This window comes from Limnospira platensis NIES-39, from assembly GCF_026000695.1.
Lineage (GTDB): Bacteria > Cyanobacteriota > Cyanobacteriia > Cyanobacteriales > Microcoleaceae > Limnospira > Limnospira platensis.
Map to the genome: position 1 here is coordinate 1448457 of NZ_AP026945.1, position 14447 is coordinate 1462903.

The 14447-nt window shown below is 43.9% G+C and carries 10 protein-coding genes; 4 read left to right on the plus strand and 6 right to left on the minus strand.

Annotated elements, in window-relative coordinates; translation table 11 throughout:
- Positions 1-228: 228 nt before the first annotated feature.
- The 3 genes from N39L_RS07295 to N39L_RS07305 all read left to right on the plus strand — a co-directional run bounded on the left by N39L_RS07295 (position 229) and on the right by N39L_RS07305 (position 997).
- Positions 229-453, plus strand: coding sequence for a hypothetical protein (locus N39L_RS07295; RefSeq protein ID WP_081471148.1), 225 nt, complete (start codon positions 229-231; stop codon positions 451-453).
- A gap of 12 nt (positions 454-465) precedes the next feature.
- Entirely contained in the window at positions 466-690 is a 225-nt protein-coding gene (locus N39L_RS07300; RefSeq protein ID WP_014274781.1) for a hypothetical protein, read from the plus strand.
- A gap of 112 nt (positions 691-802) precedes the next feature.
- Entirely contained in the window at positions 803-997 is a 195-nt protein-coding gene (locus tag N39L_RS07305) for a hypothetical protein (protein ID WP_014274782.1), read from the plus strand.
- Between the two features lie 30 nt (positions 998-1027).
- Here N39L_RS07305 and N39L_RS07310 read toward each other — a convergent pair whose 3' ends face one another.
- The 5 genes from N39L_RS07310 to N39L_RS07330 all read right to left on the minus strand — a co-directional run bounded on the left by N39L_RS07310 (position 1028) and on the right by N39L_RS07330 (position 12243).
- On the minus strand, positions 1028-3481 hold the full coding sequence (locus N39L_RS07310) for a ComEC/Rec2 family competence protein (protein WP_014274783.1): 2454 nt from the start codon (positions 3479-3481) through the stop codon (positions 1028-1030).
- A gap of 61 nt (positions 3482-3542) precedes the next feature.
- Positions 3543-4019: a DUF4079 domain-containing protein gene (locus N39L_RS07315; protein ID WP_006619370.1), complete on the minus strand. Its 477-nt coding sequence runs from the start codon at positions 4017-4019 to the stop codon at positions 3543-3545.
- 183 nt (positions 4020-4202) lie between these two features.
- A complete protein-coding gene (locus N39L_RS07320; protein WP_006619371.1) occupies positions 4203-4847 on the minus strand; it encodes a fasciclin domain-containing protein in 645 nt (214 codons plus the stop codon).
- Between the two features lie 153 nt (positions 4848-5000).
- Positions 5001-8948, minus strand: coding sequence for a transporter substrate-binding protein (locus N39L_RS07325; protein WP_434221613.1), 3948 nt, complete (start codon positions 8946-8948; stop codon positions 5001-5003).
- A 214-nt stretch (positions 8949-9162) separates the two neighbouring features.
- On the minus strand, positions 9163-12243 hold the full coding sequence (locus N39L_RS07330; RefSeq protein WP_006619373.1) for an AAA family ATPase: 3081 nt from the start codon (positions 12241-12243) through the stop codon (positions 9163-9165).
- A 230-nt stretch (positions 12244-12473) separates the two neighbouring features.
- Here N39L_RS07330 and N39L_RS07335 point away from each other — a divergent pair, with 230 nt between their 5' ends.
- The gene (locus N39L_RS07335; RefSeq protein ID WP_006619374.1) at positions 12474-14084 is read left to right on the plus strand and encodes a peptide ligase PGM1-related protein; all 1611 of its coding nucleotides are present in this window, start codon (positions 12474-12476) and stop codon (positions 14082-14084) included.
- On the opposite strand, the gene N39L_RS07340 is transcribed toward N39L_RS07335, so the two are convergent.
- Positions 14085-14300 (minus strand): DUF6464 family protein, encoded by a 216-nt coding sequence (locus N39L_RS07340; RefSeq protein ID WP_006619375.1) that lies wholly within the window; start codon positions 14298-14300, stop codon positions 14085-14087.
- Positions 14301-14447 lie beyond the last annotated feature (147 nt).

Below are 14447 nucleotides of genomic sequence, written 5' to 3' on the forward strand. Positions count from 1 at the left end.
GTGCGTCAGAAGCAGGCTATCTAAATCCTCACCGAATCATTATCGGCGCTACGCACCTCAATCAATTATCCGGGCTTTGATGATAATTCTCGGTGTCTGGTGCGTCAGAAATCAATTATCCGGGCTTTGATGATAATTCTCGGTGTCTGACGCACCCTACGGTACTCACCGAATCATTATCGGCGCTACGCACCTCAATCAATTATCGGGCTTTGATGATAATTCTCGGTGTCTGGTGCGTCAGAAATCAATTATCCGGGCTTTGATGATAATTCTCGGTGTCTGACGCACCCTACGGTACTCACCGAATCATTATCGGCGCTACGCACCTCAATCAATTATCCGGGTTTTGATGATAATTCTCGGTGTCTGGTGCGTCAGAAATCAATTATCCGGGCTTTGATGATAATTCTCGGTGTCTGGTGCGTCAGAAATCAATTATCCGGGCTTTGATAATAATTCTCGGTGTCTGGTGCGTCAGAAATCAATTATCCGGGCTTTGATGATAATTCTCGGTGTCTGACGCACCCTACGGTACTCACCGAATCATTATCGGCGCTACGCACCTCAATCAATTATCCGGGTTTTGATGATAATTCTCGGTGTCTGGTGCGTCAGAAATCAATTATCCGGGCTTTGATGATAATTCTCGGTGTCTGGTGCGTCAGAAATCAATTATCCGGGTTTTGATGATAATTCTCGGTGTCTGGTGCGTCAGAAATCAATTATCCGGGCTTTGATGATAATTCTCGGTGTCTGGTGCGTCAGAAATCAATTATCCGGGCTTTGATGATAATTCTCGGTGTCTGGTGCGTCAGAAATCAATTATCCGGGCTTTGATGATAATTCTCGGTGTCTGACGCACCCTACGGTACTCACCGAATCATTATCGGCGCTACGCACCTCAATCAATTATCCGGGTTTTGATGATAATTCTCGGTGTCTGGTGCGTCAGAAATCAATTATCCGGGCTTTGATGATAATTCTCGGTGTCTGACGCACCCTACAGTATGATTAGCTGGGAGTGTCAAAAAAAAGAGTCAACTGTTTGGTCGGCAGTAATGGTAGGGGAAAAGCCCTGCTGTGGTGTCCAATGTAGTGCCCCATCTCGCCCAGTCCAAAATAGTTGAATGTTAAGATTTTCAAGCATTTGAGATGTTTCAGGACTGAGGGTATGGGTGGTGGCGATCGCTACTTGAGGTTTGAGGGTGTCTAGTAGTTGAGAATCCAAATCGTTACCTAACCACCAGAGGACATCAACGGCGGATAAATCGTGCTGTTGTAACAATTGTGATTGTTGTTCTTTGGGGATATTTCCCATGAGTAACCAGCGGCGATCGCTCATGATAAATTCCACCAGAGGCACATCAGGATTAATCAGTTTAACCTGAGTTTCACCTAAATCTAAGTTTTGCTGAACTGGGAGCGTTAGATATTCCCCTTGGGCAGTAACAATTTTATTTTGAATAGCCTGGGCGCTAACTTGATAAGCATTCTTAGAAGCGGGAGTATCATAGAATTTCTGAATTGGTAAAGTGTCTAAAATATGTGGGAAACCGATAGTTAAGCCTAGCTGAGGGTGAGTCAGGATAGCCCAATCAATTTGATTAATGCCCTGCCTTAGTAAAAAGGGCAAAACCGTAAATTTAACTGTGCGTTCATCCCCGGCATTTACTAACAAAACGCGATCGCGGTCTTCCACCACAAGAATAGGTTTTTCGGCGGTAGCTAAAACGGTGACTCGAAATTGGGTAAATTGAGCATAAGCCATGGGCAGAGTTATGATAGCGATCGCCGTTAATATACCAGCCAAAACCTGATAAAATCGGGCATTAATTCTCGTTCTTTTATTATGGTCAGTTTGACTTACTTTGGCTGGCTTGATTATCGGCGATAAGCACAGCCATATATTAATACTATATAAACCGATTAATTGTGCCAGAGACAGAGTGCCTACGGCGATGGAATTACCAGGTAAATTATTAAAAAATTCGACTATATAAATTAACCCTTGTAGGGGGTAATATAAAGCGGATACTAGAACCGAAGCCGCCCATGGCCAGATGAGAGCTACCACTGCGGTTAGCATTCCTCCTAGGGTAATTACCGTAATGAAAGGCACGGCTAAAATATTGACAAAAATACTGAATGGTGATACCAAATTAAACACATATATTTGTAGGGGAAGAATCCAAATGGCGGCGGCGATAGGAACTGCTATACAACTAGCAATTACAGGGGGAAGCCATTGTAGCGATCGCATCAAAGGTGGTACAGTCACCAATAGCCCCAGAGTTGCCAAAAAGCTAAATTGAAAGCCTAAGTCTTGAATTAATAGAGGATTCCATAATAATAGGAAAACTGCCACAGCCAATAACACCGCCAAGGGTCGCACCTGTCGGTTCATGACGAAACCTACCAAGGCAGCTAACCCCATTAAAGCGGCTCGCAGCACGGAAGCTGAACCGCCAGTTAATCCGACATATAACAATAGGATAATTGCACCAAAAACAAATCTCAACTTAGGAGACCAGCGGGCTGTCAAAGCCAGGACTACGCCCAGAAGTAAAGAGACATGAAACCCAGAAGCGGCTAAAGTATGAGCTAAACCGACTCGGACAAAGCGATCGCTAATTTCTGGGGAGATATCCACAGCCCGCCGCCCCAAAACCATGGCTGATAATAGTGTGCCTTTGGTAACATCCAAACCTTGAACCTGAGCCCTGACAATTCGCTGTCGCACCCTAGACAGTCCCCAGCTAGGGGTGGTGTTAATAGAGAGATGGCGACCATACATTCCCGCAAATCCCCCTTGTCTGGCGAGATAGGCTTTAAAATCAAAGCTACCAGGATTTAAGGGGGGTTTTGGTGCATATAAAGTTCCGGTCACAGAAACAGTTTCGTTGCCTTGTAAGCCTGTGGCTTGTAGAATTGGCACGGTAACATAAAGTTTACCTGTAACTGTTTTGTTAACCTGAACCGGGCTGTTCTGATCATTACTGGTAATCTGGTTAACAAGGTTAGCCTGTAGCCAAAACTGAATATTTCCTGAACGAGTGACCCGTGGTGAACTAATCACCCTTCCCCAGACGGTCATTACCAGGTTTTCGGCATTACCACCGCTGACAATTAATCTGCTAATGTCATTAGGTCCTGGTTGTGGAGTTTGTAGTTGAAAATATAGGGTAGCGAGGAAGCCTATTAATCCAGCTAGTAGCCAAAGGGTTCTAGGGATAGGAGGTCGGGGGATGTAGCGCCTATCTGGGTCGGATTTCCTTTGTCTAGCTTGCCTTAAAGAGCGGTTTCTGGTGGAAGTGAGTTGATCGCTGAGACGGCGACGGAGTTTATATTGCCAAATGGTTGTCAGAATTGCCATGGCTATCCCGACCCCTAGGAGAAAATATCCTCCCCAGGTAAAGTTCGCCATGAGTAATCCAACAATATAGGCTAATCCTAGGGCGATCGCAGCCGTTTGGTTCATCTGTCCTGGAAGTCTTTAAGGACTGGTTAGGGTTGGGTTAGAAACCAACCCTGATTGTTTGCTAAATGGATAATCCCAATTTTAGACCGAGTACGGTGTGAATCACCATCACTAATAGGGCGACACTGCCAATATAAGCATGAGCCTTGCGCCATTGGTCTTGGTTTCCGCCAAATTTGCTGAGGGAAATAGCGCCGTTGATTCCTAATAGACCCAAAACTGCGGTACTGGTCCAAAAATGGGGACTTTCAAAAATCGGTTGTCCCTGCATAATTAAGGATAGTAGCCCGCCGCTAAAGCCTAAAGCCATAAATAGGGTCATAAAAGGGGCAAGTTTTCGGTGGCTAGACCGAGAAGCGATCGCCGCCTCTTGGTCTGTGGCTAAACGTCCCTGCCAGCCAGTATAACCGACAAAACTACCCATCACAAAAATTACAATTCCCATCATTAGGGGGTGTCCCCAGTGAACAATGGGTTCGGGAACTCCTAAACCCGCAAAAAAATTGGCGATCGGTTCTAATAAGCCTCTGATGTCCATACTGGATCTGGTTCTCTTCTCTATCCGCTATCAATCCAGATTATAAATGTTTGTTGAGCCATTATCAATCTTTGATTAACTGAAAACCCGCCCCCACTATTGACTAATAAGGGCGGGTTTATAAGTATGGTGTGAGTGAAACCTTGTCTATAGTTAAACACTCACATCAAGCCAAGTTAAAACTTATTCGACCACACCAGGTAAAATTACCGTGTCAACGGCATGAATAACCCCATTGCTGCCTAAAATGTCAGCTTGAATGACACTGGCTTCATTCACCATTACAGTACCGTCCATAACAGTAATAGTTAAGGGCATTCCGGCAACGGTTTCAACAGACCCATCACTGATGTTAGCAGACAGAACTTGGGAGGGGACAACGTGATAGGTAAGAATTTGAACCAGTTGATCACGATTTTCGGGTTTGAGAAGTTCTTCAACTGTGCCTTCTGGTAGAGCCGCAAATGCTTCGTCAGTGGGAGCAAAAACGGTGAAAGGTCCTTCCCCAGAAAGGATTTCGGCTAATTCGGCGGTTTCTAAAGCCGCTACCAGAGTGCTGAATTGGCTCTCGCCACTAGCAATACCGACAATGGTTTCTGTGGGGTCTGAGTCAACTACAGCAGCCATTTCTTCCCCAGCGGGTTCTGCTTGGGCTTCGATAGTTTCATCAGAAACGGTTTCAGCGGTTACTGGTTCACTGGTTTCGGCAATTTGTTCGGTGGGTTCGCCTTGGGTTTCGGTGGCAGTAGGTTCGCCACAAGCTGCCAAAAATGCTGTACCACCTAGGGTAACTAACAGGATCAAAAGCCGTTTAGCCATCAAAGTCATAGTTTTCCTTATGAGAGTTTTCTACAGAATTGTTTACATATTCTTCACTTAATTCAACTTATATTAACACAACTTTACTCTCTGTCAAGTCCCATGCTTGTTATCCTTTACCCATGTCCGCTGTTCTCTGCCCTAGGGTATTGGTTGGCAGGATTAACGACGGTCTTTGAGCCAGAATGTCACCATTTTGCCTCTTCCTTTGACATCAATTACACCCCGTTCCTCAAAAATAAAATTATCCTTGAGTATGGCTTTGGTGGCGGCGGTGATCTGAATTCGTCCTACTTCCCCTTGAGACTCCATACGGGAGGCGACATTGACAGCATCCCCCCACAGGTCGTAGATAAATTTGCGAGTCCCAATTACCCCGGCGACCACGGGTCCGGTATTAATCCCAATGCGTAAATTGAAGGGTTCGCCGTCTTGGCGACGGAAACGGACAATTTCTCGCTGCATATCTAGGGCCATGTGAGCGATCGCCTCTGCATGATTCTCTACAGGAGTCGGTAAACCTCCCACTACCATATAGGAATCTCCAATAGTCTTAATTTTCTCGAGTTGGTGTTTTTGAGCTAGTTCATCAAAACAGGAAAATATATCATTGAGTAAATCCACCAATTCGGTGGGGGATATCTGGGCGGAAAACCCGGTAAAATTGACCAAATCTGCAAACATGACTGTTGCTTGGTCAAAGCGTTCTGCAATCGAATGTGGGCTCTGTTTTAAACGTTCCGCAATAGAGCGAGGCAAAATATTCAACAGCAGCCGCTCAGATTTTTGTTGTTCAACCCGCAAAGCATCTAAAACCCGGCGGCGCTCCGTAGTATTACGAGCCACCCAAATTACGCTATTGTCTGGCATAGGGGAAACTGTCGCAGCAAACCACACCAGATCAGCATCAGTTGCAGAGGGTAAGATATTAACAGGCCCCTGCTGTCCGGGTTCTGGGGGTGCTAATTGCATACTGTATTCTAGGTTAATGGTTTCTCCAGTTTGAATCACTTTCTGGATATTTTCGTAAAAAAGTTGTGCTTGGGGAGTCGGAAATATGTCAAATACTGTTTTTCCGAGTAAATCGCTACTAGGTGTATAGACTACTTCCGCGTTAGTGGTGACTATTTTCTTATAGCGTCCCTCTCCATCAAAAACGGCGATCACGTCGGTCATGGCTGCAAACAAGGCTCGCAATTCGGCTTCTGAGGCTCGTAAGGCTGCTTCTATCCTTCGTCTTTCGGCCACTTCTATGATTAGGTGATGGTTGGCTTCTTGTAAGGCGGCGGTGCGTTCGGCTACCCGATTTTCTAGTTCGTCTTTGGCTTGTTGGAGACCGATTTGTCCTAGTTTGCGATCGGTAATATCTTCGACAGTTCCTTCATAATAAAGAATTTCTCCCTGGGGACTACGGACGGCGGTGGCATTTTCCGAAATCCAACGAACTTGACCATCTATCCTTCGAATTTGGGACTCAAAATCTACTACGGAACCTTGGCTTTCTAAGAGATCAACAAATTCCTGGCGGCGCTTGGGGTCGATATACAGTTGGGATTGAATATCGGTTAAATTGGTCATTAATATGGTCGGGGATTCGTAGCCGTAAATCCTGGCTAAGGCGGGATTAGCGCTGATATAACGACCTTCTGGGGTGGTTTGAAATATTCCTTCTAGGGCATTTTCAAAGATGCTACGATAGTTGGATTCTGCCTGTTTTAAGGCTTCTTCTGCGCGCCGACGGTCTGTAATGTCAATACCTACAAAAAAGGCAGCACTACCGCTGTTATATTTGCGGGCGGCAATTAGGTAATCTCTGGGTTCATTTTTAATATAAGATGTCACTTCTTTATAGGCTTCAAAATTCCCACTATTAAAGAAATCTTCCACAAATCCATTAAATTCGGGACTAGCTTTCAGAAAACCGATGTGCTGACCAATAAATGCCTCGGCGGGGAGGTCGAAGGTTTGGGCTAGGTATTGATTAACCCCTAAATAACGTTTGTTAGAATCAATCCAAGATACTGTTCCAGGTACCACATTTAACACCGCTTCTAACTGGTCTTGAGTCGTTTTTAAGGCGGCTTCTGCACGTTTGCGATCGCTAATATCAATTCCCACCACAAAAGCTGCTTGATTATTATTATACTTGTGAGCAGCAATCAGATAATAATATTCCTCATTTTCTCGGGAAGATGATATTTCTTGATATGCTTCTAATTCCGGACTTTCAAAGAAATATTGGAGAAAATCCTGAAACTGAGAACCTCTCCCTAAAAAACCAATATGTTGATGAGAAAATGCTTCTCTGGGTAAGCCATATAAATTAGCTAATTTTTGATTCACTTCGATATAGTGCAAGTCTGATGTCACCCAGGAAACCGTACCAGGAACCGCTGCTAAAACCGCTTGTAAACGCATATTAGCTTGGCGGAGTTCTTCCTCAGCTTGGCGACGTTGAGTAATATCAATTCCCACCACAAATACAGCTCGATTATTATCATATTTTTGAGCTACAATTAGATAATGGCGTTCTTGATTATCCACATGAGTCCGCACCTCGCGATGAGCTTCTTTTTCAGGACGATTAAATAGGTCACTAACAAAGTCATTAAATTCCGAACTCGTTCCCAAAAAGCCAATATGTTGATTGGCAAAAGTTTCTCGTGGCAGTTTAAATAAGTCTGCCAAAGATTGATTAACTTCCAAATAACGTAAATCGCTACTAATCCAAGAAACCGTGCCAGGTACAGCTTCTAACACCGCTTGCAGTCGAGCATTAGCCATTCTGAGGGCTTCCGCAACTCTGGTACGCTCGACAATTTCTTGCAGTAGTTGATTGTTAGATTCTCGCAGGGCGGCGGTGCGTTCCGCAACGATATTTTCTAAGTCTTCATTAACCACTTGCAATTGAGATTCTACCTGTTTTCTGATTTCAATTTCTTGTTCAAGTTGCTTTCTGGTTTCTTCTAATTCGCGGGTTTTTTGTTTGAGTTTTTCGGCACGTTCTATACTTTGGCTCACCTCAGCAAGTAAGCCAATCACAATTTCGGAAGCATTAAAACTGTTGGCTTCAAACCCTAACCAGGGCAAGGGTTTAATGCGATGAGGACTCGTGTAAATAATCTCAAACTGACCATCAGATTTAGCCCTACCAATGCGGCATAATTTCCTAATATGATGGTTGGGTTCCATACGGATAATGCCACTGGGGGCTGAGAAACTTTGACCGTATGTAGCAATTCGTACCCTTTCCGGGTCGAAAGATTCGGCTAACTCTACGGCTTGTTTCCATAGATAAACTTGACTATAGGCGGCTTCTATGGGGTCGCTAGTAACGCGATCGCTTCCATATCTCGCCTTAAAACATTTAACAAAACGACGATTTTCGGGAGTCTCTAAACTCTGAAAATAACTCCAACAACTCAGATGACCCGTCGCCGCATTCCCGATGCTTTTTAATTCAGTTTCCGAAACAGAAATAGCCAAAACGGGGATTTGTTTAGCGCTTAAACCTGCCGCTTGAAATTGTCGATAAAATGCTATATTGCTATCACCAGTCAGCGTATTAAACACCACATCAGGTTTAGCCCGCACAATACGCGCAATAATCGAACTAAAATCCTTAGCCCCCAAAGGTTGATATGCTTCCCCCACTACATGGCCTTCATTTTGCTGAAGCTGAATTTTGATCAGTTTACTTACCGTATGGGGGAATGTATAATCGGAACCGAGCAAATAAAAGCGCTTGCCGATATTTTCCAACAACCAGGAAACCGCAGGTTCAACCTGTTGATTAGCACAGGCCCCTGTGTGAAAAATGTTGGGGGACTCTTCTAGTCCTTCGTATTGGACAGGATACCACAACCCCACCCCCAATTCTTCTAAAACGGGTTTGACAGCCTGGCGACTGGCTGAAGTCCAACACCCAAAGAGGGTGACAACCTGTTTGTCCTGAATCAGATTTTTGGCTTTTTGAGCAAAGCAAGCCGGATCTGATTGACAATCTTCAATAACAGGTTCAATAAACTTTCCGAGAATTCCTCCACTTTGGTTAATTTCTCGAATGGCCATCAACTCGGCATCTCTGAGGGGCGCTTCGCTAATTGCCATTGTCCCACTCAAAGAATGCAGTATCCCGACTCGTACACCTGGCATAGCTACTGCTTAACGGTTTATAAAATTGATATCAAGGGAACCTCCGACCTGGCTGCACCCAAATTTTCGGGCCGGGGTCTAGCTAGTCTAATATAACTATATTAACTAACTATGGCATAATATGCTCTAGTTCCACCCCTGGCTCCTCAAATATTTGCCAATCATGATTTTAAACAGATAGATGTAATCGTGAACCAGTAGCAGTTTTAGTGACTTCTATTTTGGCTTGAAATACCTCTTTCAGGTAGGGAATGTGGGTGACAGCTAAAATGCAGGAAAAATCTGGGGCGATCGCATTGATGGCAGCAATTAGGCGATCGCATCCTTCCGCGTCTTGGGTGCCAAACCCTTCATCAATAATCAGCATTTGCAGCGCACATCCCGCCCTTTGCGCTAATAATTTAGCTAGGGCTAATCGAATCGCAAAATTAATCCTAAACGCCTCGCCACCAGAATAGGTTTCATAGGGTCTAGTTCCCCTAGCATCAGCAATTAATATATCCAGTGTATCAATTAACTTAGTCTTTTTCCGTTTCGCCGTAACACTGCGTCCACTCCGTTGAGTAACAAACTGTACATGGAGTTGATTCGCCGAAAGTCTCGCTAAAACTTGGTTAGTTTCCGCTTCTAATTGCGGTAACACATTTTCAATCATTAACGCTTGAATACCATTTTTCCCAAAGGCTTGGGCTAATTCCTTATAAATTAGGGCTTGGTGACGACATTCGGATAATTCCTGTTTTTGTTCCCTTTGCTGCTGGCTAAAATTTTCTAAATGGCTTCGTTGTTGTTGCAGCTTTCCCAATTGACTTAAATATTGGTCTAGTTGTTGTCGCTGCTGTTGAATTTTTCCCTCTAGGTTACTAATATATAAGCTAGGATTGGGGGTATCTTCCAACTGTTTAGTTAATAGTAATATCTGTGATTTTATCCCCGCCAAATCCTGCGATCGCACTTGATTTAATTGCCGTAACTCAGCCAGCCGTTGTTGAATTTGTGGATACTGACTTTCCGCCACTTTCAATTGTTCTGCTTTCCTCACCCATTCCTGTGCCTCACGCAACCGAACCCGGACTTGATTATGGTCTTCCAAATTATAGCCACTCTCATTTAACTGTTGTTTTAGCTGAATAATCCTCTGCTGTAATTCCGAGGCGCTTTGTTCATAAATTATCTGGTCTAATGCCGACTGTAATTGTGCTACCATTGGCGGTTTTTCCGCTTGTAAATGCCCTAGTTTGTGCTGGGTATCCCGAATTTGTATTTGCTTAATTTCTGCCCACCTCCAGCGCTTTTCTTCATTCCTAGCCAGAGCGTGGCTTTGTTCATTATAATCTAGTTGTTGCAGTTGCTGATCTAGTTGTTGCAGTTGCTGATACAGTGTGGCGGCGTGACTTCCATCAGATAGCGATCGCTCAATTTTACTAGCTTCCTCTCTCAACTGTTGTAGTTGCAATTCATCATTAATGAAACCCTCTAAGCGTGCTTGTAATTGACCTCGTTTTTCCCGGAATTCTTCATAATTAGATATTTGCCTTTGTAAGGTTGTATATTCAATCCGTAACGCAGCTATTTCCTGTTCAGCACGCGCAAAATCTTCCCTAATTATCCACAGGCGATCGCGAATTTCCTGTTGTTGGTTTTGGTGTTTACCCATCACCAAATTCCAGTGATGTTCATCTAAAGGGCGATCGCATAGGGGACAAACCGGCGCTAACTCTCCCTTATTTTCATCACTAAAAGAACGCCCTAACATTTCCATTTTTTGGTCTAATTCAGCCAACTTTTTCTCATACTCCTGCTGTTGATGAGCCAATTTGTCTAATTGATTATGGTGTGATTGACCCTTAGCTGTCACCCGCGTTTGATAGGTGCGTTTTTTCTCAATTTCTTCAATTGTTTGATGAAGATTTTGTAACTCTTTTTCCGACTCTGGGCGGTTGTCTTTAAGACGGTTCTGGATTTTATTAATCGACGCATACAGTTCATCCAAACGGGCGCTAAGACGAGCTTGAGCCCGGTCTATTTCCCCCTGTATCCGTTGATGTTCTTGCAGAATAGGGGTAACTACAATTTGTATTTTATCTAACTCATTCAGGCGGAGACGAGCCTGAGAAAGCTGGGCAATTCCTGCTTCTACTTCTGGCAGTTCAACTAGCACCTTTTGATATTCTTGTTCCTGTTTGTGCAGAGATTCCAGGCGAGTTTCAATCGTGTCTTTATCCCGTTGTAATTGGTGGATTTTGTCCTGTTGTTGCTGCTGAAGTTCCCGGAGTTGCTGTTGGATTTTTTGGTGACTTTGAAACTGCAAACTCATCGTTTCTTCTGTAGCTTGTAGCGTCTGAAATTCCACAATACCGGCCTTAATTTCTTCCTGTTGTTGCCGAATACTCTCTAATTGTTGTAGTTGAGTTTGGGTCGCGACAATTTCCTGTTCAAGGCGATCGCATTCTTGTTTCGTAGTGCGATATTGTTGTCGCTGTCCCTCTAGCAGTTGTTCACAGGTTTGGCGATATTGTTGTTGTTCTCGCCGGGTTTGCAGTTGCTTTTGGTCAGACTCTTGTTGTTTCTGAAGTTTACCAAGGGTAGCTTCTAACTCAGTGATTTGAGCCACTATTTCCGGCAGTTTTTGTGTCTCCAACTCTCCCATAGTTAAACTTTGTTCTAATTGCTCAATCTTGAATTTATATTCCTTCGAGATATCTTTGGCTTTCTCCACTAAAATATCATATTCATCTAACTTAAGTAAGCTGCCTAAAACTTCTTTGCGATCGCTGGGACGTTTTAACATAAACTCATCAGCTTTTCCCTGACGCAAATAGGCAGAATTAATAAAAGTATCGTAGTCTAGCCGCAGATGTTCTAAAATCTTTTGTTGTGTGCTACGGATTCCCCCTTGACTCAGGGCAGTAAACTTAATTTGCTCCGCTTTTTTGTCCGCTTCTAATGGTGCGATTTGAAAATCCAGAGTACCCGACTGACCTCGGCGGCGAGTCCTAATTACCCGGTATAAGTTACCATGACTAATAAAGATAAAATCTACCCGCATTTGGGTTTCGCCAATTTGAATTAAATCATCTTCAGTCCCCGCCCGACTCTGACCCCAAATCGACCATGCGATCGCCTCTAACAGCGAAGACTTACCCGCCCCATTCGGTCCACAAATGCAGGCAGTATGCAAGCCACTAAAATCTAGGCTTGCGTCGCGATAACTGAGAAAATTCTTGAGGGTGAGTTTCTGTGGGATCATATCGCGATATTCAGATTAAATTCAGTTTGATATCAGTTTGATCGAACCTACCATAATTATAGCACCAATCAATCCCAGATGTTAACCTAGACCCATCCGGCTGCTTATATTAATTGTCTCACTCGGTGTTCTCCAACCATTGCTAACCAAGACATCAGCAAATCAAAAGGTGTCGATCTGAGGTCAACCAACCTGTTAAAATCGTAATATTGTTATTGTGGGCAGCGATTATGACAGAAGATTATCGATCGCCACCGGAAATAGTAAATCAGTTTCAAGCATTGCAACATCAACTCCGAGAGTCTTTCAGTCAAGGGGGAAACCTGAGATTTGAGGATTTTGATGTATTAGTCATTCCATCCCTCACCTTAGATCAGCAGCAATTGCAGAAAATTCCCGGAGTTCATCAGTATGAGGAGAGATTTCTGTTTTCTCTGACTCGTTTACGAAATCCTAGAGTTAGATTAATTTATGTCACCTCCCAACCCCTTCACCCCAGCGTTATTGACTATTATCTGCATTTAATGCCTGGGATTCCCTTTTCTCACGCCCGCGATCGCCTACTATTATTTTCTACCTACGATTCCTCTAATCGATCCCTCACCGAAAAAATCCTAGAACGTCCCCGGTTAGTCGAAAGAATACGCCAAGTCCTGCGACCTAAACGCACCTATATGGTCTGTTTTAACTCTACTCAATGGGAACGAGAATTATCAGTTAAATTACAAATTCCCCTCTGGGCTTCTGACCCAGATTTAGCCTACTGGGGAACCAAAAGCGGCAGTCGTCAGATTTTCGCACAAGCCAATATTCCCCACCCAGACGGCAGTCAATTAGTCTGGAATGAAACAGCTTTAGCCGCAGAAGTTAACGCTTTATGGGAACGACAACCCCAGTTAAAACGAGCAGTAATTAAGCTCAATGAAGGCTTTTCTGGCGAAGGCAATGCTATCCTTAACCTCCAAGGAATTGCTGACATTCCCCCCCATCAAAGGATCGCCAAAATTCGCGATCGCTTCGTGAATTTAAGTTTTCAAGCCAGCCATGAAACCTGGTCGAGTTTCCGTAGCAGAATTCCCGACTTAGGCGCAATTGTCGAAGCCTTTATCGAAGGAGACATTAAGCGATCGCCCAGTGTTCAATGTCAGATTTACCCTTCCGGGGAGGTACAAGTTCTATCTACCCATGATCAAATTCTCGGAGGTCCAGATGGTCAAATTTTCGAGGGTTGTAGTTTCCCCGCTGACCCAGCCTATCGATTACAACTGCAAGACTTAGGCGAAAAAGTTGGTAAAATCTTAGCCCAAAAAGGAGCCCTCGAAAGATTTGGTTTAGATTTTATTGCCGTTCGTCCACCACATACACCAGAGGCTCAATGGGAACTCCAAGCCATTGAAATTAACCTGCGGCGAGGTGGCACAACTCATCCCTTTATGACCCTCCAATTATTAACTAATGGTCAATACGATCGCCATACTGGCTTATTCTATAGTCAGCATAAACAACCCAAATACTATATCGCCTCAGATAATCTTCAGAACCATCATTATCGAGGTCTTTTACCCAATGATTTAATGGATATTATCGCCCAATATCATCTGCATTTTAACAATCGAACAGAAACCGGAACCGTGTTTCACTTAATCGGCTGTCTGTCTCAATTCGGGAAACTCGGTTTAACCTGTATTGGCGACTCTCCCACACAAGCACAGGAAATCTATGATCGCATTGTAGCGGTTTTAGATCGAGAAACTCAGGCGATCGAACAGTCAGAAGACACATTAGAGCCATCCCCAAACCCGGGAACAGTCTCTAAGCATTTATCAGAATCTGTTTATTAATTAGGGTTGTTTCGGTTGATAATGATTACAGCTAGAACAGGGACCTGTAGGATTAACAGCACATAGCAAAAATGCTGAGTTAGCGTTAAATTTACAGGTAGCCTGTTTATTAACCGTCTTTGATAGCAGGTTATAACGCTGTTCGTGATGTTCTATAAACCGTTTGATTTGTCGATGGGACTGTAGCCGCATCCTTTCCATACCTAGGTTATTCATCGCCGAGTTTTGCGTAAATGATCATAATATAGACTCTATCTATATCTTATCCTATCGGCTGGTGTTTTTCATCACAAAAGCCCCCAGGTGTCTTAGACTATCAGCCAGAGCTTCCTGGAAACGGGTTAAGGGGTAGTCGTGATTACC

Excerpts from the sequence above, each read along its gene's own strand:
- N39L_RS07330 (WP_006619373.1), bottom strand. The coding sequence starts at position 12,243 with ATGATCCCACAGAAACTCACCCTCAAGAATTTTCTCAGTTATCGCGAC.
- N39L_RS07325 (WP_434221613.1), bottom strand. The coding sequence starts at position 8,948 with ATGGCAATTAGCGAAGCGCCCCTCAGAGATGCCGAGTTGATGGCCATT.
- N39L_RS07315 (WP_006619370.1), bottom strand. The coding sequence starts at position 4,019 with ATGGACATCAGAGGCTTATTAGAACCGATCGCCAATTTTTTTGCGGGT.
- N39L_RS07335 (WP_006619374.1), top strand. The coding sequence starts at position 12,474 with ATGACAGAAGATTATCGATCGCCACCGGAAATAGTAAATCAGTTTCAA.
- N39L_RS07320 (WP_006619371.1), bottom strand. The coding sequence starts at position 4,847 with ATGACTTTGATGGCTAAACGGCTTTTGATCCTGTTAGTTACCCTAGGT.
- N39L_RS07310 (WP_014274783.1), bottom strand. The coding sequence starts at position 3,481 with ATGAACCAAACGGCTGCGATCGCCCTAGGATTAGCCTATATTGTTGGA.
- N39L_RS07340 (WP_006619375.1), bottom strand. The coding sequence starts at position 14,300 with ATGAATAACCTAGGTATGGAAAGGATGCGGCTACAGTCCCATCGACAA.